This is a genomic window from Mucilaginibacter sp. P4_G9, from assembly GCF_056400985.1.
Genome location: NZ_JBFUKF010000006.1, coordinates 14,295 through 34,805 on the forward strand (window position 1 = coordinate 14,295; position 20,511 = coordinate 34,805).

At 43.4% G+C, this 20,511-nt stretch carries 14 protein-coding genes; 5 read left to right on the forward strand and 9 right to left on the reverse strand.

Annotation, left to right across the window (positions count from 1 at the left end; all coding sequences use genetic code 11):
* Position 1 precedes the first annotated feature (1 nt).
* Positions 2 to 787 carry a hypothetical protein gene (locus tag AC1DPZ_RS01465; RefSeq protein ID WP_477400743.1) on the reverse strand — a complete coding sequence of 262 codons (786 nt, stop codon included), beginning with the start codon at positions 785 to 787 and terminating at the stop codon, positions 2 to 4.
* Positions 788 to 965: 178 nt separating this feature from the next.
* Entirely contained in the window at positions 966 to 1,973 is a 1,008-nt protein-coding gene (locus AC1DPZ_RS01470; RefSeq protein WP_477400744.1) for an aspartate-semialdehyde dehydrogenase, read from the reverse strand.
* Positions 1,974 to 2,889: 916 nt separating this feature from the next.
* On the opposite strand from AC1DPZ_RS01470, the gene AC1DPZ_RS01475 reads away from it, so the two are divergent.
* The 5 genes from AC1DPZ_RS01475 to AC1DPZ_RS01495 all read left to right on the forward strand — a co-directional run bounded on the left by AC1DPZ_RS01475 (position 2,890) and on the right by AC1DPZ_RS01495 (position 7,364).
* Positions 2,890 to 3,306 carry a hypothetical protein gene (locus AC1DPZ_RS01475; protein WP_477400745.1) on the forward strand — a complete coding sequence of 139 codons (417 nt, stop codon included), beginning with the start codon at positions 2,890 to 2,892 and terminating at the stop codon, positions 3,304 to 3,306.
* A gap of 881 nt (positions 3,307 to 4,187) precedes the next feature.
* Entirely contained in the window at positions 4,188 to 5,138 is a 951-nt protein-coding gene (locus AC1DPZ_RS01480) for an NAD-dependent epimerase/dehydratase family protein (RefSeq protein WP_477400746.1), read from the forward strand.
* Between the two features lie 128 nt (positions 5,139 to 5,266).
* On the forward strand, positions 5,267 to 5,992 hold the full coding sequence (locus AC1DPZ_RS01485; protein WP_477400747.1) for a YebC/PmpR family DNA-binding transcriptional regulator: 726 nt from the start codon (positions 5,267 to 5,269) through the stop codon (positions 5,990 to 5,992).
* 94 nt (positions 5,993 to 6,086) lie between these two features.
* The gene (locus tag AC1DPZ_RS01490; protein ID WP_477400748.1) at positions 6,087 to 6,305 is read left to right on the forward strand and encodes a DUF2442 domain-containing protein; all 219 of its coding nucleotides are present in this window, start codon (positions 6,087 to 6,089) and stop codon (positions 6,303 to 6,305) included.
* A 75-nt stretch (positions 6,306 to 6,380) separates the two neighbouring features.
* Complete coding sequence (locus AC1DPZ_RS01495; protein ID WP_477400749.1) at positions 6,381 to 7,364, forward strand: hypothetical protein; 984 nt, start codon at positions 6,381 to 6,383, stop codon at positions 7,362 to 7,364.
* A gap of 79 nt (positions 7,365 to 7,443) precedes the next feature.
* Here the strand turns inward: AC1DPZ_RS01495 and AC1DPZ_RS01500 are convergent, their stop codons facing one another.
* The 7 genes from AC1DPZ_RS01500 to trhO all read right to left on the reverse strand — a co-directional run bounded on the left by AC1DPZ_RS01500 (position 7,444) and on the right by trhO (position 20,292).
* Entirely contained in the window at positions 7,444 to 8,799 is a 1,356-nt protein-coding gene (locus tag AC1DPZ_RS01500; RefSeq protein ID WP_477400751.1) for a glucoamylase family protein, read from the reverse strand.
* A gap of 21 nt (positions 8,800 to 8,820) precedes the next feature.
* A complete protein-coding gene (locus tag AC1DPZ_RS01505) occupies positions 8,821 to 10,479 on the reverse strand; it encodes a glucoamylase family protein (RefSeq protein ID WP_477400753.1) in 1,659 nt (552 codons plus the stop codon).
* A 94-nt stretch (positions 10,480 to 10,573) separates the two neighbouring features.
* Positions 10,574 to 11,449 carry a LamG domain-containing protein gene (locus AC1DPZ_RS01510; protein WP_477400754.1) on the reverse strand — a complete coding sequence of 292 codons (876 nt, stop codon included), beginning with the start codon at positions 11,447 to 11,449 and terminating at the stop codon, positions 10,574 to 10,576.
* A 19-nt stretch (positions 11,450 to 11,468) separates the two neighbouring features.
* The gene (locus tag AC1DPZ_RS01515) at positions 11,469 to 12,953 is read right to left on the reverse strand and encodes a RagB/SusD family nutrient uptake outer membrane protein (RefSeq protein WP_477400755.1); all 1,485 of its coding nucleotides are present in this window, start codon (positions 12,951 to 12,953) and stop codon (positions 11,469 to 11,471) included.
* 11 nt (positions 12,954 to 12,964) lie between these two features.
* A complete protein-coding gene (locus AC1DPZ_RS01520; RefSeq protein ID WP_477400756.1) occupies positions 12,965 to 15,991 on the reverse strand; it encodes a SusC/RagA family TonB-linked outer membrane protein in 3,027 nt (1,008 codons plus the stop codon).
* A 260-nt stretch (positions 15,992 to 16,251) separates the two neighbouring features.
* A complete protein-coding gene (locus tag AC1DPZ_RS01525) occupies positions 16,252 to 19,146 on the reverse strand; it encodes a triple tyrosine motif-containing protein (RefSeq protein ID WP_477400758.1) in 2,895 nt (964 codons plus the stop codon).
* A 186-nt stretch (positions 19,147 to 19,332) separates the two neighbouring features.
* Positions 19,333 to 20,292, reverse strand: coding sequence for an oxygen-dependent tRNA uridine(34) hydroxylase TrhO (gene trhO, locus AC1DPZ_RS01530; RefSeq protein WP_477400760.1), 960 nt, complete (start codon positions 20,290 to 20,292; stop codon positions 19,333 to 19,335).
* Between the last annotated feature and the right edge of the window lie 219 nt (positions 20,293 to 20,511).

Below are 20,511 nucleotides of genomic sequence, written 5' to 3' on the forward strand. Positions count from 1 at the left end.
GTTAATTCTTTACCTTCTCAAAAAACCTTCCGGTAAATTTATAGGTAATAAGTTTATGGGTCATTTTGCCGCTGTAATCAACCAGGGGGGTATGGATAGTTTTAGTTTCTTTATCAAAATATATACTTGGGAAGGCTTCCCAGTCGGCTACCGATTGCAGGCTGTATTCGTAATATAACCTGCTTAATACTGCTGTAGGGGTTTTTACCATCGGTACCCGTCCGTTTAATACCCCGTTTTCGATGGCAAAAGCCCGGATGCCCTGCGCGGCTTTAGTGGCCGAAAGAATAGAATTATATACCGCTAAGTAATACGTTTTATTGTTAGCGGCAAAGGTGTATATTTTAGGATACCAGTAAGCCTCCTTGCCCGGCGGATCCATTTTTAACAAGGAAAAGGTTTTTCCCTTAACGCTGTATTGCAATACGTTATCAAAATCATACCCGTTAGCACCCAGGTTGGTATCCCATGAATATGTACGGAACAGGCCATCTGCAGCGGTGGCTATAACCAGGCGCTCCTTTTTTAGCGCGGTAAAATTCAGGTGGATGGTATATGGATATTTAGCGGTATAGTACTTAAGCTTGTAAGCGAATATGCTATTCATTTTTTTGAGGGAATCAATGGCTTTCCACTCTTTTTTGTGAGCGCCATAATAATTTACTCTTTTAAAAACCCTGAGGAGGTCATTCTCAATAGCATCCGGATTGACACCTTCCTGAGCATACAAATTTGCTGTGATAAAACAGCAACAACAGAAAACAACAAATAGCTTAAAGGCTTTCATCGTTTACAAGTTAGTAAAAAATGCTATAAGTGGTAAATAATAGTTAAATTTTATAACTAAACTGACTTATTTTTCTTTTGTCTTTTCAAAATATTTGCGGACTTCTATTTTTTTTGAAAAAATAAAGCCCTGCAATTTTCATCACAGGGCTTGTATATTTAAAATAGGTTAACTGCGACTACGCCTCAACCGGCTGACCAATCAAATGCTTGGCAGCCAGGTATTCTGCAATCTGTACAGCATTGGTAGCCGCGCCTTTACGCAGGTTATCAGATACTATCCAGCAGTTTAAGGTATTGTCCTGGCTTTCGTCGCGACGCAGGCGGCCAACAAAAACTTCGTCTTTATCGTGCGCGTCAAGCGGCATAGGATATTTCAGGTTGGCGGTATCATCAACCACCACAATGCCTGGCGAGTTAGCCAATAGTTCTCTTACTTCGCCCAAATCGAAATCATTTACAAACTCAATGTTCACCGATTCGGAGTGACCACCCATAACCGGGATACGCACAGTAGTAGCAGTTACCCTGATGCTGTCATCGCCCATGATCTTTTTGGTTTCCAGGATCATTTTCATTTCCTCCTTGGTGTAACCATTTTCGGTGAAAACGTCAATCTGCGGGATAACATTTAAATCGATAGTGTAAGGGTATACCTTTGGTCCATCGATGCCTTTACGCTCGTTAAATAACTGGTCGACAGCTTTAACACCTGTACCGGTTACCGATTGGTAGGTTGAAACAACCACCCTTTTAATTTTATATTTATCGTGTAGTGGTTTTAAGGCCACTACCATTTGTATGGTTGAGCAATTTGGGTTGGCGATGATCTTATCATCGGCAGTCAGTACATCGGCATTCACTTCGGGTACAACCAGTTTTTTGGTTGGGTCCATGCGCCATGCTGATGAGTTATCAATAACAGTTGTACCAGCTGCTGCAAACAGCGGAGCTTGTTGTAATGAAGTGCTTCCGCCGGCGCTGAAAATAGCTACATCCGGCTTCATCTTAATCGCATCCTCAACAGAAACTACCTTAAACTGCTTACCCTTAAAAGTAATTTCTTTACCAATACTTTTTTCTGAAGCTACGGGAATTAATTCTGTAACGGGGAAGTTGCGTTCTGCAAGAACCTGCAACATTTTGGTGCCTACTAATCCTGTAGCACCTACTACTGCGACTTTCATTGTGTTAATTTGTTTTTAAATGTAATGAGCTCCTTTGGAGGTTCATTTTGAGTTAATTTGTTATGTAATAAAATATTAAACTTCAAAGATGCATAATTTTTTGGATAATCTACCGAAATAGTAGGTTTTTAGTGAATCGTTAATCAGGTGAGGGGTAGGTGAAATGGATTGTGGCTTATATCCTGAACTGCGTGACCTGAAAACTATTTACACGGGAACACTTTTCAAACACATCCCAATTTAATCAACTACTCACCAGGGAAATCGCTTTTAAAAAGGAGGCAGCTACGGAGCCAAGGTCAAGGCACTTTTCACTATAAACATATAACTCCGCTGGAGTTGGAAATGGTTGAGGTGTGTGTGTCATTGACTCCATGGAAGTCGCGTGTTTATAGCGCAAGAAAACCCAAAAGCATGGCTCCGTAGGTGCCTCCTGCTGGCTTTTAATTTTAAAAGCGATTTCCTGTTAGGTCCGTTAATGATTTGGAATTTGATCATGCATGTGTCCGTCCGTCCGGAAGTGCTGCACCTGCAGACGGACGGACACCCGTGTTAGATTTCGGATTTGGGATTAACTGCGTTGAGGGCTTCGCCGTTTGGGATTTCGGATTTGGGGATTTTTGCAAGGCAAATCAACATGCAGGTGTCCGTCCGTCCGGAAGTGTTGCACCTGTGGACGGACGGACACCCTGTGTTAGATTTCGGAATTGGGATTAACTGCGTTGAGGGCTTCGCCGTTTGGGAGTTCGGATTTGGGGATTTTTGCAAGGCAAATCAACGTGCAGGTGTCCGTCCGTTCTGAAGTGTTGGACACCTGCGGACGGACGGACAGGCTTATACCCCAAAGGTGAAAGATATATTAATGCTATTTTTTAATAATACTATCTTTTTTAACTTCGCCTTACCCTTACCGCAAATGAAATTAAAGTTTAAAATAAGCCAATCAACCAACCTCGACCCTCAAATTATAACCGGCAAAATAGTATCGCTGTTAGATGATGGTAAATACAGGGTTAACAACGTAACCGATAGCACTGTTGAATTTGATGATGATCCCTGGGAACTAATATGGAATTTTGAGGCAGTGAAACGATTAGATGGCGGTAAATTTGAAATTAGCTTATTAAATAAGGAGGCATTAATAACCTTTACCTGGTACAAAAGCTTGTTGGTACCTGCGTTAATATTAGCTGCGGTATCAATTACCTTAATACACGAGGGTGAATACTATGCCCCATTATTTTTTCTTGCATTTTACATTATTGCAATATCTATAAACATAATTACACTGCGAAGTATAGCAAGAGGTATGCTAAATAAAATAATTGAATAGCTGCCTCATTTTTTTTTGCTGATATAAATTAAAAAATTTCCGCGTTTTTTAAAAATACTTATCCAATAGCCTATATATATAAGTGTATATATATATGACCTTGACTGTGTACGGATGCATACTGCCTGTAGAATATGTTGGTTTGGTTGGGTGTCCGTCCGCAAAGGGGAGTGAGACATTTGCGGACACCTTGCGGACAGGATTGAGTACCTTTCCGTTCGTCTGTCCGTCCGTCCGGGGAAGCCCATGTATAGGACATCTTGCGGACACCTGGCTTTGTATAAAAACATACAACACCCTTTCAAATATACAGAAAATTCTTTAAAATAAAGAATAAAGTTTATTTTTAAAATCAAGGGAATGATCGAAATCTTATTATAGATAGGGGTGTCCGCAAAGCGTCCGCAAAACATGGTCACCCGGGAACGGACGGACAAACGGACGCTTTGGGCCGATAATTAATGCCGTTTTTTGTAGAGACGCATCACATGCGTCTCCCACGTGCAAATCTCACCTGTCTGGCGGGAGGCGCATGTGATGCTCAACAGGAAGCAATAAGGGCTGTATTTTGCCACCAAACACCGTTTCGCCAGGGAAATCGCTTTTAAAATATCTGCATGGCAAATTTTGGCTGAAGCCGCTTTTTATTCCTTCGCTACCGTCCCATAAATGGGACGGCAATGAACTTTTAGCTACCTTAAACGGGATCAGTCCTTAAATCATTGCCGTTGGGCTTCAGCCAACGGTTAAATTGACAGAAATAAGTTAGGGCTTTAGCCAAAAAATATGATAGATACTTAAAAGCGATTTGCCCTGAACTACTCACCAATCAACCATCAACTTTTCACCCAAATTCCTACCTTTGCCAAAACTAAAAGTTGATGACCGAAAAAATTTTAGTGATTGGCGCCAATGGTCAGATTGGTACCGAACTGGTAATGGCTTTAAGGGGCATTCACGGAGCTGAAAATGTAATAGCATCCGACATTAACGACCCAACTTATGCCATACGAAATAGCGGCCCTTATGAAATTGTAAATGTGCTGGATAAGCATAACCTGCACCATATTTTCGATAAACATCGCCCAACACAGGTTTACCTGCTGGCAGCCATATTATCGGCCGTAGGCGAGCAAAAACCTAAAATGGCCTGGGATCTGAACATGACCGGCCTTATTCATGTACTTGATTTTGCTGTTGAATTTAAAACCGGCAGGGTTTTTTGGCCAAGCTCGATAGCTGTTTTTGGTCCGCATTCGCCGCAGTTTAATACACCGCAATATTGTGTAATGGACCCAAACACGGTTTATGGTTTCAGTAAACTGGCAGGCGAACGCTGGTGCGAATATTATTATACCAAATACGGTGTTGATGTACGGAGTATTCGTTACCCTGGCTTAATTGGCTGGAAGGCATCACCCGGTGGCGGAACTACCGATTATGCCGTGCATATATTTCATGAAGCGTTAAAAAAAGGTAAATATGAAAGTTTTCTTTCTGCAGATACTGCCTTGCCAATGATGTATATGGAAGATGCCATTAGGGCCACCATCAGTTTGATGGATGCACCGGCTGAGCAGGTTAAGATCAGATCATCATACAACCTGGCTGGGATAAGCTTTACCCCGGCACAGCTGGCCGATGAGATCAAAAAACATATTCCCGCTTTCGAGATGGGCTATGTTGAAAGCGATCCGCGCCAGGCCATTGCCGATAGCTGGCCAAAATCAATTGATGATAGCCGTGCGCAGCAGGACTGGGGATGGAAACTGGAATACCAATTGCCAAAAATGACGGCAGATATGCTGGAGAATTTGAAAAAGGTAATATAGAGGTAAAAGGTTAAAGGCGAAAGGATAAAGGTTTTACCTTTGTTGTTTTGCAAAACTTATACAAAAAACAAATTATATTCGCTGAGTCTATGGTTTACCATCCATGGACGATGGACAAATAAAAAGTTATGGGAAGAGCATTTGAATTCCGCAAAGAGAGAAAGTTTAAGCGCTGGGCTAAAATGGCAGTGCAGTTTACCCGTTTAGGGAAAGAGATTGTGATGGCTGTAAAAGCCGGTGGCGGCGATATTACCACCAATTCGCGCTTGCGTACAGCTGTGCAAAACTCCAAGGCTGTTAACATGCCTAAAGACCGCGTTGAAGCTGCCATTAAAAGGGCCACAAGCCGCGACGAAAAAGATTACGAAGAACTGGTTTATGAAGGTTATGCACCTTATGGGGTTGCTGTTTTGGTTGAAACAGCAACCGATAATACCAACCGTACTGTTGCCAACGTGCGCAGTTACTTTACAAAATATGGTGGCTCGTTGGGTAAAACCGGGTCATTGGATTTTATTTTTACCCGTAAATCTGTTTTTACATTTGAACCCGGCGAGCGCGACCTGGAAGAACTGGAGTTTGAACTGATAGATGCCGGCCTGGAAGACCTGTTTGTTGAAGCTGATGAAGAGGGTAACGATATTGGCGTTATACATACAGCCTTTGAAGATTTTGGCAAAATGCAAAAAGCACTGGAGGAATTAGGTGTTGAAGTAAAATCTGCCAAGCTGGAGCGTGTGCCGCAATCATTTCATGAAGTAACAGAAGAACAGGTTACCGAGATCATGAAACTGATCGATCGCCTTGAGGAAGATGACGATGTGCAGGCGGTATACCATAATATGGCCGAGTAAAAGCCCCACCCAACCCTCCCCGGAAGGGAGGGCTATAAAAAATAAACATTAAAACAAAAGTCTCCGCTTCCGGGGGAGATTTAGAGGGGGCCAAATGCCACTATTCAGTTCACGTAAGGAAGAAAAGAAAGTAAAGGTAACCTTTGCCAATGGCTTGCTTTTTGTTGAAAAAGCTGATGGCAAGCAGCAGGCCTTCCCGCTGGAGTGGTTCCCCAAACTGATGAACGCTACCGACGAGGAACGCGCAGACTGGAAACAAACAGATAAAGGCATCCATTTTAATCAGCTGGATGTGGATGTGAATTTCAATTGATTTGAAAATTTGAATATGTGCCAATTTGAAAATTAGAAAGGCATTTTCAAATCTTCAAATCTTCAAATTAATTAAATGGTTTTCGAAGAGTTTTTTAAAAAGAAAAGGATTGACCTGGCGGCTTTACAAGCGGCTGAGGGATCGTTGTTTTCTGAATTTAAAGATCACTTTGAGCAGATGGGAGAGAAGAGTTTCGACCATTCCAAGAAATACTGGTTCAATAAGCTAAGGCGTAGGTTCCCGGTTCCGCAGGAAATAAAAACCGAAAAAGTTGCCATTGCAAACCCTCTTGCCGAACAAACTATTACCGATAGTTTGACAGAACCGGTAACGCCATCACCAAAAATTGGTTTTACACCAAAATTCAGGGCGACAGCTATACCTAAACCCGTGGAGGAAAAGCCGGAAGAGGTTAAGGCCGAAGAGGATAAACTACCTGTTGAGAATATACCTGCAAAGCCTGCCTTTAAACCGCGTTTTAATCCGGCAATGGTAAAACCTAAACCTGCAGAAAGCACTGATGTTGTTGAGGAAAAGGCCGAGGTAAAAGAAACGACTACCCCACCGGCAGAAACGCCTGTTGCAAAGCCTGCTTTTAAACCGCGCTTTAACGCGGCTATGGTAAAACCTAAACCTGCAGAAAGCACTGATGCTGTCGAGGAAAAGGCCGAGGTAAAAGAAACGACTACCCCACCGGCAGAAACGCCTGTTACAAAGCCCGCTTTTAAACCGCGCTTTAACGCCGCAATGGTAAAACCAAAACCGGTTGTTGAGGAATCATCCGCAGAAGAGAAACAAGAGGACCGCACAGAGTCCTCAGGCACTCCAACAGCAGAAATCCCAGCTGCGAAACCTGCTTTTAAACCGCGCTTTAACGCCGCGATGATGAAGCCCAAAACTGTTGAGGCGGAGGAAAAACCCGCGGAAAAAGAGGAGCAAATTGCTCCATCGGCGGAATCAACTGAAATAAAGCCTGCTGAAGAAACTCTCACCGCTAAACCGGCTTATAAGCCAAAGTTCAACATGAAAACCCTGCCAAAAAAGCCGGAACAGGAGTAGTGTAAATTAAAAACAGTCGCCCAACTTAGTTGAACGACTGCAAAGCATCCTGTAAATCCTGAAAAATCCCTAAATCGTGTTATTTCTTTGTGATTGCCGGGCTTGCAAAACCAAGTTTGTTTAGGCCGTTTTGTACATCGGGGCTGCTCATGAAAAGTTTCCAGAGCAGGCCGGTACGGTAGTTTTCTATCATTACCACAATTGGTCCCTGGTCTATAGCCAAATATGATTTACCATACCAGTTATGCGATTCGCTGAAAGCATCGGTAAAGCCGTATTCGCCCCAGATCTTATCGCCCAGGTCGTAATAAAAATGGCGCAGGGCTTTCATGGATTGTTCCGGTGTGTATGGAAATGCGGATAATGCTGCGGTTGGCGTTATTACCCCAAGATCATTTGTTGGCGAATGGGCATTGTAACCTTCAAAGTTATCGCTGGCTGTAAGTCCCCAACAGTTTTCGCCGTAGCCTTTAAATTTTTTAGGATTATCAACGCAGTAGGCGTAGTTAATGAGTGTATGGTTTTTGTTCTGCTCCCAGTAATCGGCATATTGGTCTTTTAACCCTTTTGGATTTAAGCCCATAAACGAGTATTGCGAAAAGAAAAGCGGTCCGCCAAAATCAAAGCCCAGCGGCAGTTTATATCCGTAAAAAGTTTTGCCGTTTTTAAAGAAATCGCTTTGCGCCCAACCCCTGTGGTAAACATCGGCGCTTACCGGGTATCTATCTGCCGATGCAGCCAATACATAGGTTATAAGGCATTCATTAAAGCCGTGGATAGGGAAATTCATGGCCCAGCCATTGTTGGGGCTCCAGTGCCAGTATAGGGCGTCACGGCCATCGCGGGTGTACCAGTTCCATTCCATTTCGCCCCACATCCAGCTGATCACATCACGTATGCGCCGCTCTTTAGGATTGTTGGCGGTAAAGTATTGTTTTGCGCAGATCAGTCCCTGGAATAAATAGGCCGATTCCACAATATCGCCTCCGTCATCCTTACGCCCAAACGGGATCACTTTGCCGGTTTCGCCATTCATCCAGTGGGGGAAAGCGCCATGGAACGAATTGGCCTTAAATAAAAAGTTAACCATCTTCATCATCCTGTCAACAGCCTGCTCATGGGTGATCCATTTACGGCTATCGGCAACAATGAGCGCCATTATGCCAAAGCCCGATCCGCCGGTTGTTACCACCTCATCGCCATAATCAAATGACTTGTTGCTGCGCTCGCGGGCCAGGCCGCTTACAGGGTGACCAAAATCCCAGAAATAGCGGAACGTTTGGCGTTGCACCACATCAAGTAATGCGCTATCGCTAAGGTTTTTTATAATGCTTACTGGTTTAATGCCATCTGCCGTTGTGGTTTTTGATTGCTTTTGTGCAAAGCAACACAGAGCAAGTATCAACAAGATGGGGGTTATTATAATTTTTTTCATGTAGAATATTGTTATTAAAATTTATAGGTTAGGACTGCTGAATCCTAAGTTTTTCATGCCGGTTTTTACTTCCGGGGCACTCATAAACAGGTTCCAGAGCAGGCCGGTGCGGTAGTTTTCCATCATTACCACAATTGGTCCCTGGTCAATTGCCAGGTATGAATCTGCAAACCATGGGTTGGTTAAGTTAAAAGCATCGTAAAAGCCATATTGTCCCCATAATTTATCGCCAAGCGTGTAGTAAAAAAATCTTAACGCCGCCATAGATTGTGTTGGCGTATAAGGCAAAGATGCTATGGCCGCGGTAGGCGCAATTACCCCAACATCGTTAGTTGGCGAGCTTGCTGTATAGCCGCCTTCAATATCACTTGCGGTTAGTCCCCAGCAATCGGCGCTGTAGCCGCCATTGGCCTGCGGGTTGGCAACGCAGTAATTATAATTGATGGTGGCGTGTGCCTTGTTCTGCGTTTCGTAGTTGGCATAAGCATCGGTTAAGCCTTTGGGGTTGATACCTAAGAACGAGTAATGTGCAAAAAACATCGGACCGCCCTGCGCCGGACCAAGCGGTAAGCTAACACCATAATAAGTACTGCCATTTTTAATGCTGCCATTATTTGCCCATCCCTGGTCATAAACTGTTTTGGGTATGGCATGGGTTGTAGATGCTGCTCCCAGAACATAAACTATCAATGCTTCATTCCAGCCGGTAATTTTCATATTGATAGCCCAGTTTTGGTCGGGGCTCCAATGCCAGTATAAAACGTTTTGGCTGTTTTGGCGAAACCAGTCCCACTCTACACCATTCCATAAAGTATTGATATCGGTACGCAGCTGGGTTTCATCTGTGCTGGCGCCGCTAAAATACTGGCGTGCGGTTATCAGGCCCTGCACCAGGTAGGAGGTTTCTACCAGGTCGGCGCCATTATCCTGCGCACTGAATGGTACAACAGCACCGGTAGCGCCATTAAGCCAATGCGGAAAAGCACCATGGAACTTTTGAGCTTTGGTATTTAAAAAGCCTACTATCTTTTGCATCCGCGCTAAACCATCGGCACGGGAGATAAATCCCCTGTTAATGCCCGCGACAATAGCCATAATGCCAAAACCCGAGCCACCAGTGGTTACTACATCGCCCGATGAATTACGTTCGCGTGCAAGGCCGCTGGTGGGGTGGCCAAAATCATAAAAGTATTTCAGGGTTTGTTTCTCCACCAGGTCTAAAAGCTGATCATCGGTTATGGTGCCGAATTTTTTTGTACTATCGATAGCCGTGGTAAGCTGCACAGCCAATGCCGATTGCAGGCTGCCGCCCTTTACTGATTTTAGCGCTGTAGTAACATTGAGGGTGTATTGCGTAATGGGCGAGAAACCCGTTGGGGTAATCACAATCGTGCTATCGCTGTTTTGGTAGGTAGTATTGTAGGTAGCGGTTGCACCAGCCTTGCTGCTTATGCTAATGCTGCCGGCTATTGATGTACGGTTAAGCGGAGTTGAAAACGTAATGGCAATTGCCGGTTTGGCATTTACATTCACATATTTAAACCCATTGTTTTTTCCGTTCACTTTTAAAGCATTAAAGCTGAATGAGGAAACCGGTGGTGGGGTGGTTTTTGATCCTTTGCCACAGGCGAAAAGTATGATAATTAAGCCCCAGACCAAACAATTTTTTAAATTCCTCATGCACAAACCCGACGTTAATAAATCCCGGTTAAATTATATTTTGAAAAAAATGGGTGCCCGGTTTTACCCGGAACAACCCAAATCAATCAACCAATTATCTTCCTGCTTTTTCCAGGTTATATAAAGCTAATACCTGTGAGGCAGAAAGAGATTTGCTATAAAACCTTATCTGATCTAATGTTCCGGTTACATAACCGGCCCAATCCTGCGCACCGGTATTGGCAGTAAGCGATGGGGTGGTTTGAAACTGCAAAGTACCAAAAACCATTTTTTTGGCATTGGTCCAATCCATAGGCGCAAAGCCCGTAACGGTGTTTTTACCTGCAAGGGCGCCATTGTAATAAACATAAATAGTAGAGGCGTCTGCGTCAAAAGTTACGGTAACATTTATCCATGTATTCCAGGGATCTGCTACGGTATATCCGCCTTCCCATCCATCTATTCCTGTTGAGCTGCCGCTTTTGTTAAATGCATGCACTTTAAGTACACCGGTTGATGATGTGCCGCCGTTATCAAAAAATATAGCAAGGCTACCCCAAAATCCGGCTCCCCCGGGTTGGTCATTTTGAAGATCCATAAGCCCTGTTGCTGAAGTATTTTGCGGCATATTTACCCAAACGCTTGCGGTAAAACTTTTAGAAGATTTGATCCCCGCAGGTGTATCATATAGTACGTATGATTTATCGGCTCCCTTTAATCCCTGGCCTGTTAATCCTTTAGTAAAGCTTGTTCCGGCTCCAACACCTGTAGCTCCCGATAAACTATCGGCAAGGTTGCTGTTGAATGGATAATAGGCTACTAAGCTTGCAGGTTCAATATCTTTTGTACTGCTATACCCGCCAAATGTTGGTAATGGTTTTGATGGGGCGTAAGTTTTAGGATCAAAACCTTTTTTGCATGATGATATGGTGAAGCTTGCAGCTACGCCCACCAGGAGCGCAACTTTAAGTGAATTTTTAAATGCTTTCATCGTTGTTGAATTTTGATAATTAATAATTAGGGTTTTGGGTTAAAATACCCGCACTAAGGTCAATCTCGTTTTGAGGTACCGGCCAAACTTCGTTTTTGCCTGCTTTCCAACCCCTTGAACCAAAAACTTCTAAGCCTCTTCCCTGGCGTATAACATCAAAATAACGATCAAACTCCATAGCAAATTCAACTCTTCTTTCTTTATAAATAGCGGCACGTAAAGCAGCCTGATCTGTGGTGGTAATTTTAGGCAGGATAGCGGCATTGGCGCCTCTTGCCCTTGCGCGAACCACTTCTAACGGAGCTAAAGCGGCTGCTGAATTACCAAGCTCATTATTAGCTTCGGCATTCATCAGCAATACTTCGGCATAACGCAAAACAATTTTGTTTTGCTGGCAGCCTTCATTAAAGCCAGATACATATAGGCCAAAAGGCACATATGATTTTTGGTTGTACATAGGGTTATCACCGTTGGCAGGTATGGCATCGCCTTCGGGTGTAGTTTCGCCCCTGAAGATGATAGTGGCATCCCTGCGCGGGTCGCCGGTTTCATATGCGGCGGCCAAATCGGCGCTCGGAACATTAAAGCCCCAGCCGCCGCCAGTTGAACCGCGAACGCCTTGTACCTGTGAGTATTGTGAATTGGAAGCAGCAGCATTATTGGGGATCAGCATACACTGTACCTCAAATATCGATTCCTGGTTATTTTTATGCGTAGTTCTGAACAATTGCTCATAATCAGGATATAGCGAATAGCCCATGCCCATTACCTGTGTGGTATAAGTTACCACATCGCTCCATTTCTTTTGATACATCGCTACTTTTGCATGCAGGGTTAATGCAGCGCCTTTAGTTATACGACCAACATCAGCCGAACCGTAGGTTTGAGGTAATACCGCTGCGGCATCGGTTAAATCGGTTTCAATTGCAGCATATACCTGTGCTTTGGCTGTACGGGGGAGGTTATACTCAGTGGGGCTTTTGGGTAAACTTAAACGCAAAGGCACATCGCCGTAAGCTCTTACCAGCCTGAAATAGGCATAAGCCCTGATGAATTTAGCTTCGGCAAGGTATCTTGCTTTTAATGCATCGTCCATGGTTATGTTAGGTACATTACCCAATATCTGGTTGGCAAAATTGATGGTTTGATACTCGCCAGCCCAAAAATCGGCAATTTGCCCTTCCCCGGCGGTTGCCGAGAAGTTATGGAAATTGTTCAGGTAAGTAGCATCGGTAGGGCTGCTGCCTTTTTCCACATCATCAGATCCCATGCTTTCAACGGCAATAGGCGCAAAAGCTATATTCTTCCATTCGTGCAGATTAGCATACATGGCATTTACTGCCGCAGTAGCATCGGCCTGAGTTTTCCAAAATTGTGTGGCTGCTGTAGTGCCGGCCGGATTGACATTTAGGAAGCTTTTTTTACAGCTTTGAAATGTTATAATAGATGCAACAAAGCCTAAAATGAGGGCCTTTTGCAAGAAAAAGTTTTTACTGTTCTTCATCTTTATTTTGATTAAAAAGTAACGTTAACACCAAAATTATAGGTTGCATACAATGGATATACGCTTGCATCGATACCCATGCTGCCTACACCACCGCCAACTTCGGGGGTGAAGCCTTTGTAACCGAAAAAGGTAAGTGCGTTTTGAGCATTAGCAAAAAGCCTTACTTTTTGTATTTTCCATTTGCTTAACAGGCTCGACGGTAATGTGTAACCCAATTGTGCATTCCTCATCCTGAAGTACGCACCGCTTTCAACGTAAAATGAATTGGGGGCGGAGTTTGCTGTAGAGCCCACATTTACAGATGGATAGGTTGTTGAAGTACCTGCGCCATGCCAGCGGTGATCATAAAAATCTTTAGTAAAGTTTTCATTACCAAAACGGTAGGCAATATTGGCGTTATATACGCTTACATCGGCGACGCCCTGGAAATCTAAAGTCAGGTCAAATTGTTTGTAAGTAAACGAGGTATTGATGCCATAGTTATATTTAGGCAGCGGGCTACCTAATACTACGCGGTCTTTGGTATCTATTTGGCCATCTTTATTGGTATCCTGGTAAATGAAATCGCCGGGTTGCGCGGTTTTTTGTTTTGATGCGGCCACTTCGGCAGGTGTTTGGAAAATGCCGGTTACCTGGTAGCCATAAAATTCGCCAATTGGCTGGCCTACCACAGTACGCGTGGCTAAAGCACCGTTGGCAATTCCGTTACCGCCCTGGTAAATAGGGTTTTTACCACTTAGTACACTTAATACCTTGTTGGTATTTATGCCAACATTTGCACTTACACTATAGGAGAAATCTTTTGATGCCTGATTTTTCCAGCTCAGTAAAAACTCAAACCCCCTGTTTTGGATACTGGCCTGGTTAGCTATGATAGAGCTGCTGTTTGTACCCAGTGATGAAGGGATAGGGATAGAAAATATGGCGTCCTGTGTTTCCCTGTTGTAGTAATCGGCCTCGAATGATAGCCTGTGATTTAATACAGACCCTTCTATACCAAAATCGGTAGCTACTGCCTTTTCCCAAACAATGGTTGGAGGTACAACCGTATTTATGCTTGATCCGGGATTGGTTGTTTGCGGGTTACCAAAAATTGCGGTGAGATAGGGGTCGGATGCGATGGTTTGTACTGTTGGATTGATAGGTACTACCGAGTTACCTACTTTACCCCAGCTACCGCGAAGTTTCAAATTATCAAATATATGCTGATCCTTCATGAAGTCTTCGTTGGTAATTACCCAACCGGCACCAACCGATGGAAAATAACCATAAGTATGATCTCCATAAAACTGTGATGCCCCATCACGGCGAATTGATGCATTCAGCAAATATTTATCTTTAAATGAATAATTAACACGGGCAAATTGCGATAATGCACGGGTGTGCGCCTGCCTTGCAGGATCGGCATAGTAGGTTACCTTAGCTGTATCGGGAAAAGAAGTTACCAGGTTTCCGCTGCTTTTGTAAGGAACATTTTGCGCATGTGCATCGTTTTCAAAAGTGCGGTTATCCTGTGCGCTATAGCCTAACAAAGCAGTTAACTTATGATCTTTTATTTTAATATCATAGGTCAGGGTGTTTTCCCAGATCCAGTTGCGGGTATCTGTTTGGTTTACATCCAAATTAGATGAGGTGCTTTTTTGGGCCAGTGTAGCGTAGTATATTGGAGAGTACGCTCTTACTTCGGCACGGCCGTTATCGCCGCCATAGCTCGATCTGAATTTAAAGTTCTTTAAAAATGACAGTTCGGCGTAGGCATTATAAGTAATTCTGTAATTTTTTGAACGCTGATTGAAAAAATCCAAGGTTGCCTGCGGGTTATAGTTGTTGCCGTCACCTGTATGGTAATCATTAGGGTCGCCGTAAGCGCCATCTTTGTAGTAAACAGGTAATGTAGGCGCTACACCAAATAKCTGGTGAAAAATACCGCCATTGATATCTTTTGACTTACCTATCAATCCGCTTGCCGTGTATCCAAATTTTAAAGCCTTTGTAATTTTAAAATCATTTGATAAATGCGCGGTATAGCGTTTGTAATTATTTGTTTTGGCCAAACCATCCTGGTCAAGATAGCCAAACGAATAGTTATAAGTATATTTATCGGTACCGCCGCTTATGGAGCCTTCATGGTTGGTTACAAATGCATTTTGCAATATCTGCGCATACCAGTCAGTCCCTTTTCCAAAACTTGCGGGGTCGCTAAATAGCACGGGCGTTATATTGTTGTAAGTATACAGCTCATTAATAGCGGTGGCATACTCCGTTGCGTTGGCCATTTTTACCTGGTTGGTAACTGATTGCCAGCCTGCGTAGCCGTTGTAGTTAAATACCGGTTTGCCTTTTACGCCTCTTTTGGTCCCTATTAAAATTACACCATTGGCTGCACGGATACCATAAATGGCTGTGCTTGACGCATCTTTAAGAATACTTACACTTTCAATATCCTGTGGATTTAAAAAGCTGATATCATTATACCAAACGCCGTCAACAACAAATAATGGGCTTACATTTCCATAAACGGTTCCTAAACCGCGGATGCTAACGGCAGGAGATGAACCCGGAGAACCGCTGTTGGTGATCTGTACGCCGGCTACCTTACCCTGTAAGCCGCTCAGCGCATTGTTTGAAGCCTGTTTTGAAATATCGGCACCTTTTACTGTTGCCACCGAACCGGTTACATCAAGCTTGCGCTGCGTACCGTAACCAACTACAACAACCTGCTGTAGCTCGTTGGTTTGCGATTGCAGATGTACATCAATCGATGTTTGTCCGTTTACAGGAACTTCTTTTGAGGCATACCCTATATAAGCGAAGGTTAAGGTAGCTGTACCGGCAGCGCTAATGGTAAAGGCACCATTAACATCTGTTTGGGTACCTGTAGTTGTTCCCTTCACTAAAACAGATACGCCTATTAGGGCTTCGCCGTTTGCAGCATCAGTAACTTTACCTTTTACTGTTACGTTTTGAGCAAACGCGGCAGTAACGGAAAATAAGAACAATAACATCACCCCTGAAATAGTAAAAATTCTTTTCATAGTGGTTAATTAAATAAAAACGTGTTAGAAATAATTGGTTTATTAGTTTACAAAGCTGTGCAGATATTACAGTTAAATCAAAAAAATTAACTCAACATTAATACATCAATCTTAACACGCTTTCTCAAAATGTGTTTTTTATTTTGTTAACTATTTGATATACAGAAATTTAAGAGACTATAATGTGTAGCTTGTATACTACAACTGTAGAGTGCAGTAAGGCGTGTTTATAAGGGACTATGAGAGGTAATGATGTAGTATTATAGTTCGATGAGAAACTCCACAAGGTTTTTATCGTGCTCCAGGTTGAGCTTTTTACGCAGTCGATAGCGCCTTATTTCAACACCCCGCAGGGAGATGTTTAAAAGGGATGCCATCTCTTTACTGCTCATGTTCATGCGCAGGTATGCGCATAGTTTAAGGTCGTTTGGTACAAGGTCGGGGTGACCTGATTTCAGTTTTTTGAAAAAGTTTTCATGGGCTTCGTTAAAACTCTTTTCAAATATGTTCCAGTCGCGCTCATCGTTCATCCCTTCATCTATTACTTTTTGGATGCGGCGCAGCTGATCGTCGGCCAGTTTTTGGCCGGTAGTATCTTTTAAATGTGCTATTTCTTCGCTTATTTTTTGCAGCAATTCGTTCTTGTAAACCAAATTCATGGCCGAGTTGGCCAGCTCACGGCTTTTACCGGCAAGATCGGCCTGTAACTGTTCGTTTTTTATGTTGATGATATGCTGTTCGCTGGCAATTGCTTCCTGCTTTAAAAACTCCTCTTTTTCGTGCTGCAGCTTTTCGTGAATGCGGTGCTGATGACGCCTTAGTTTAAGGCGGTAATAATACCTTACCAGGTAGTAGGAGAGTACCAGCAACAAAGCATAAAATACCATAGCCAGCTTGCCTGCGTACCATGGCGGTAGAATAACAAAGGTTAACGTAGTTATTTGTGATACATTTTGATCATTGATTTTGGCGCGTACTTTAAAGTGGTAGGTGCCCTGGTCAAGGTTGGTAAATTCTTTCTGACTTTGCTGCGTCCAGTCGCTCCATTGCCGGGAGTAGCCTTCCAGGTAGTACTGGAATTTAATTTTTGCCTGTTTATAATAGGGCAGCGAATACGAGATGCGGATGTTGTTTTGCGTATAGGGAATACCGGTATCGCTAAGGTCCTGGCTGTTTTCGCTGATGGCAAAAACTTTATCGGTAATGTTTTCTACCTGGCGGATCAATACCTGCGGAATGTTTATTTTATTTGGCAAAAGCGCGTCTTCATCATTCAATATCACAAAACCATCATCAATACTGATGAGGTAGGTTGAGTTATTGATGCGGTTTATGGTTTCGTAATGCTGCACCATTTGCCCGGTAAGGATGCTGAAGCGATTGGTATCAATACTTAACCGGCCCGGTGCCGAAAAATCGGCCAGGGCTACACGGCCCTGGTTAATGAACCAGTATTTTTTGCCAATGGCCTTTATGATCTTGCTTGAAGTGGCAAAGGTGCCCAGCTTTTTGTTGAGCTGGGTGTATTTAAAAAAGCGATCGGTAATGTCGTCATAAACATAAAAACCCGAATCTGAGGAGAACACAACGCGGTTATCAAGATCAAACACGTTTACATTAAAGCTGCCCGGTAAGCCGTATTTGCTATCATAATACACTTTGGAGGTTACCTTTTTCAGATCAGCACTAAGGGTTACCTTATAAATGCCCTTATAGGCATGGCTCACCCAGATCTGTCCTTTATTATCCTGCTCCACATAGCGCGATGGCTCCCCAAAACCTTCTACCTTATGATCAAAGAGCCAGTTACCGGCAGCATCTTTTTTGAAGATCACCAAACCGGTATAAGTTCCCTGGATAAGTTTATCCTGGCTTAGTTTTTTTGTGGTCCACCCGCCGGTTGTTGCCGATATTTTGGTGATAATATTGCCATTTACCTGGTAGGTGCCATCGTTGTGGCCGCAAAGTAAACGACCATCCTGCAGGGTAAGTTCCCATACCTGGCCCTGTGAGCCGGGGATGAGTTTAAAATCAAATGATTGGAAAAGCTTACTGTTGTTATCGGCTATCCAGTCGCTGTAAAATAAGCCCTGGTTGGTACCGAGGTAGATTTTTTTATCAAATATGATGCTGGAATAGACGGTGCCGAACCTGCCGGTTTTATCGAAATAAAAATACAGAGGCGAGTTTACTTCAATCCTGTCGATGCCGTTATCCAAACCGGCCCAAAGGTTTTGTTCGCTATCGGTATACAAGCTTAAAACAGTGTTGTTTTGTAACCCGCTTGATTTATTGATGTGCTGGATTACATTACCGGCAGTATCAACCACCACAATACCATTTAAAATAGTGCCATAAGCAAAATACTTACCGGCAATTTTTGCCCCGTTATTAAGCTGGTATGTTTTTAAAAAATCGTTGGCCTGGTTTGCCCATGGTTTTATGGTTTGGCCATCATAAATAAACAACCCGTTTTGGGCGGTGCCTATAATATACCTGTCTTTTTGAAATGGCAGTATAGAAAGTATCCCGCTTGCGCCTAAAATATTACTACCCGCAACATACACCAAATGATTGTTTATAAGCTCGAATAAGCCCGCGGATACCTGCTCAATAAAAAGGCGTTTGCCGGCTTTAAATAAAAACAGGTACGGACTTGGTCCCTTTATAACATCAATTTTCCCTTTGGCATAAATGTAGATAGATCCAAACGATTGGAAGATCACCCTATCGCCGTCAACATATATTTTCCAGATCTCCTCGTTTATTGGCCGGTATTTTTTGGGAACCAGGCTTACAAGCGAATTGTATTTTAAAAACCCTTTTTTATCATTGGCCCAGTAACCAAATTCGCCATAAGCGCCAACGTAAACTTTACTCCTGCCATCGGCGGATACCGACCGAACGATAAGGGAATTGGGCATATGGTGCTGCTGCCAGTATTTGCCATCAAAAGCGAGTAAGCCCTCGGCGTTGCCAAAATACATAATGCCATGCTCATCGCGCGTTACACTCCAGTTTTGATTGCCCGACTGGTACATGGCCTTGGTGTAGTTTTGTACATAAGGCACCCCTATGCTTTTTATATCAACCGCGCCGGCATCAAGGGCAACGATACAAAGCAGGGATATAACAGTGAGCAGGGATCTACGCATGGGATATAAAATGGTATCAGCTTGTAAAGCAAACCAATTTTACGAAATTAAGCTTTGAATTGGAGAAATAAAAGATTAGCAAAAAGCGAAAAGCTTAAGGCAGAAAGCTTTGGGTGCAGGGTATACTGTTTCAAAACGTTATTTCCGCCTTCAGAATTTCCGTATTTTACCGCTCGTATTGACGCGCTATACCGTCAATCCCTCGTTTTTCCTTTTCGCTGTATTTACCGGCTGCGGAACTTTTACGTAGTAGCCCGTACCATCATAAATCCTTTTGCGCGGATGGCTTTGGCAGGCATCGCTGCAGCAGCCTTCCATTTTGGTTCCGCATTCATCGCATTGGGTAAAATGCTCATTGCACTCAGGGTTGGCGCAGTTGATCATTTTAGGCGTTGTTTTGCCGCAATTACGGCAGGTGGAGATAACCACTGGGTTCACGCTGTTTACATCGACTGACAGGCGGTTATCAAATACATAGCATTTGCCATCAAAATCCTGACCCCCTGCTTCCTTACCATATTTAATAATGCCGCCATGCAGTTGGTATACCTCGGGGAAACCTTCGTGCAATAACAAGGCCGATGCTTTTTCGCATTTAATGCCGCCGGTGCAATAGGTCAGGATCTTTTTATCCTTGTATTTGGCGAGTTCATTGATCATCGCCGGGAAATCCCTGAAGTTTTCTATATCAAGCGTTACCGCGTTTTTGAATTTGCCTAAGGAGTGCTCATAGTTGGAGCGAACGTCCAATACAACCACATCGTCGCGGTCTTTCATGGCCATAAATTCTTTTGGCTCCAGGTGTTTGCCGGTTTGTTGCTGCGGATTAATCACGTTAGGGTCGCGCAGGCCCGAGTATACGATCTCGGCTTTATAACGGCAGTGCATTTTTACAAATGATGGCTCGGCAACTTCATCAATCTTAAAGTCGATGCCCGCGAAACGTGCATCGGCGTGTACGGTATCCATATAGGTTTTGCAAGCTTCGGCGGTGCCGGATACGGTACCGTTAAGCCCCTCGGTAGCTACAATAATGCGACCGGTTAACCCTAAACTTTTACAAAAATTTAAATGATCGGCAGCAAATTGCTCCGCATCGGCTATTGTTGAATAACAATAGTACAGTAGTGTATTATATATTGCCATAAACCATTGATACTGCTGCAAACAGTGTTAAATGAAGTGCAAAGATATGATTTTGAGCGGAAAGGTAAAAGCGTTTTGAGGTGAAAGGATAAAGGTAAAAGGCAAAAGGTTTTTATAGGTTGGTGAATGGTGCACTAAGGGTGAAAGTTTATATGATGATAAGGTAGGGTAAAGGTTATGTTAGGATTGCCTGAGGTGTGTTTTGGGGATGTTTTTGAA

Coding starts and splice junctions, on each gene's coding strand:
- AC1DPZ_RS01505 (WP_477400753.1), bottom strand. CDS start 10,479: ATGAGGAATTTAAAAAATTGTTTGGTCTGGGGCTTAATTATCATACTT.
- AC1DPZ_RS01475 (WP_477400745.1), top strand. CDS start 2,890: ATGAAATTAAAGTTTAAAATAAGCCAATCAACCAACCTCGACCCTCAA.
- AC1DPZ_RS01515 (WP_477400755.1), bottom strand. CDS start 12,953: ATGAAGAACAGTAAAAACTTTTTCTTGCAAAAGGCCCTCATTTTAGGC.
- AC1DPZ_RS01465 (WP_477400743.1), bottom strand. CDS start 787: ATGAAAGCCTTTAAGCTATTTGTTGTTTTCTGTTGTTGCTGTTTTATC.
- AC1DPZ_RS01480 (WP_477400746.1), top strand. CDS start 4,188: ATGACCGAAAAAATTTTAGTGATTGGCGCCAATGGTCAGATTGGTACC.
- AC1DPZ_RS01470 (WP_477400744.1), bottom strand. CDS start 1,973: ATGAAAGTCGCAGTAGTAGGTGCTACAGGATTAGTAGGCACCAAAATG.
- AC1DPZ_RS01525 (WP_477400758.1), bottom strand. CDS start 19,146: ATGCGTAGATCCCTGCTCACTGTTATATCCCTGCTTTGTATCGTTGCC.
- AC1DPZ_RS01510 (WP_477400754.1), bottom strand. CDS start 11,449: ATGAAAGCATTTAAAAATTCACTTAAAGTTGCGCTCCTGGTGGGCGTA.
- AC1DPZ_RS01495 (WP_477400749.1), top strand. CDS start 6,381: ATGGTTTTCGAAGAGTTTTTTAAAAAGAAAAGGATTGACCTGGCGGCT.
- AC1DPZ_RS01485 (WP_477400747.1), top strand. CDS start 5,267: ATGGGAAGAGCATTTGAATTCCGCAAAGAGAGAAAGTTTAAGCGCTGG.
- AC1DPZ_RS01490 (WP_477400748.1), top strand. CDS start 6,087: ATGCCACTATTCAGTTCACGTAAGGAAGAAAAGAAAGTAAAGGTAACC.
- AC1DPZ_RS01500 (WP_477400751.1), bottom strand. CDS start 8,799: ATGAAAAAAATTATAATAACCCCCATCTTGTTGATACTTGCTCTGTGT.
- trhO (WP_477400760.1), bottom strand. CDS start 20,292: ATGGCAATATATAATACACTACTGTACTATTGTTATTCAACAATAGCC.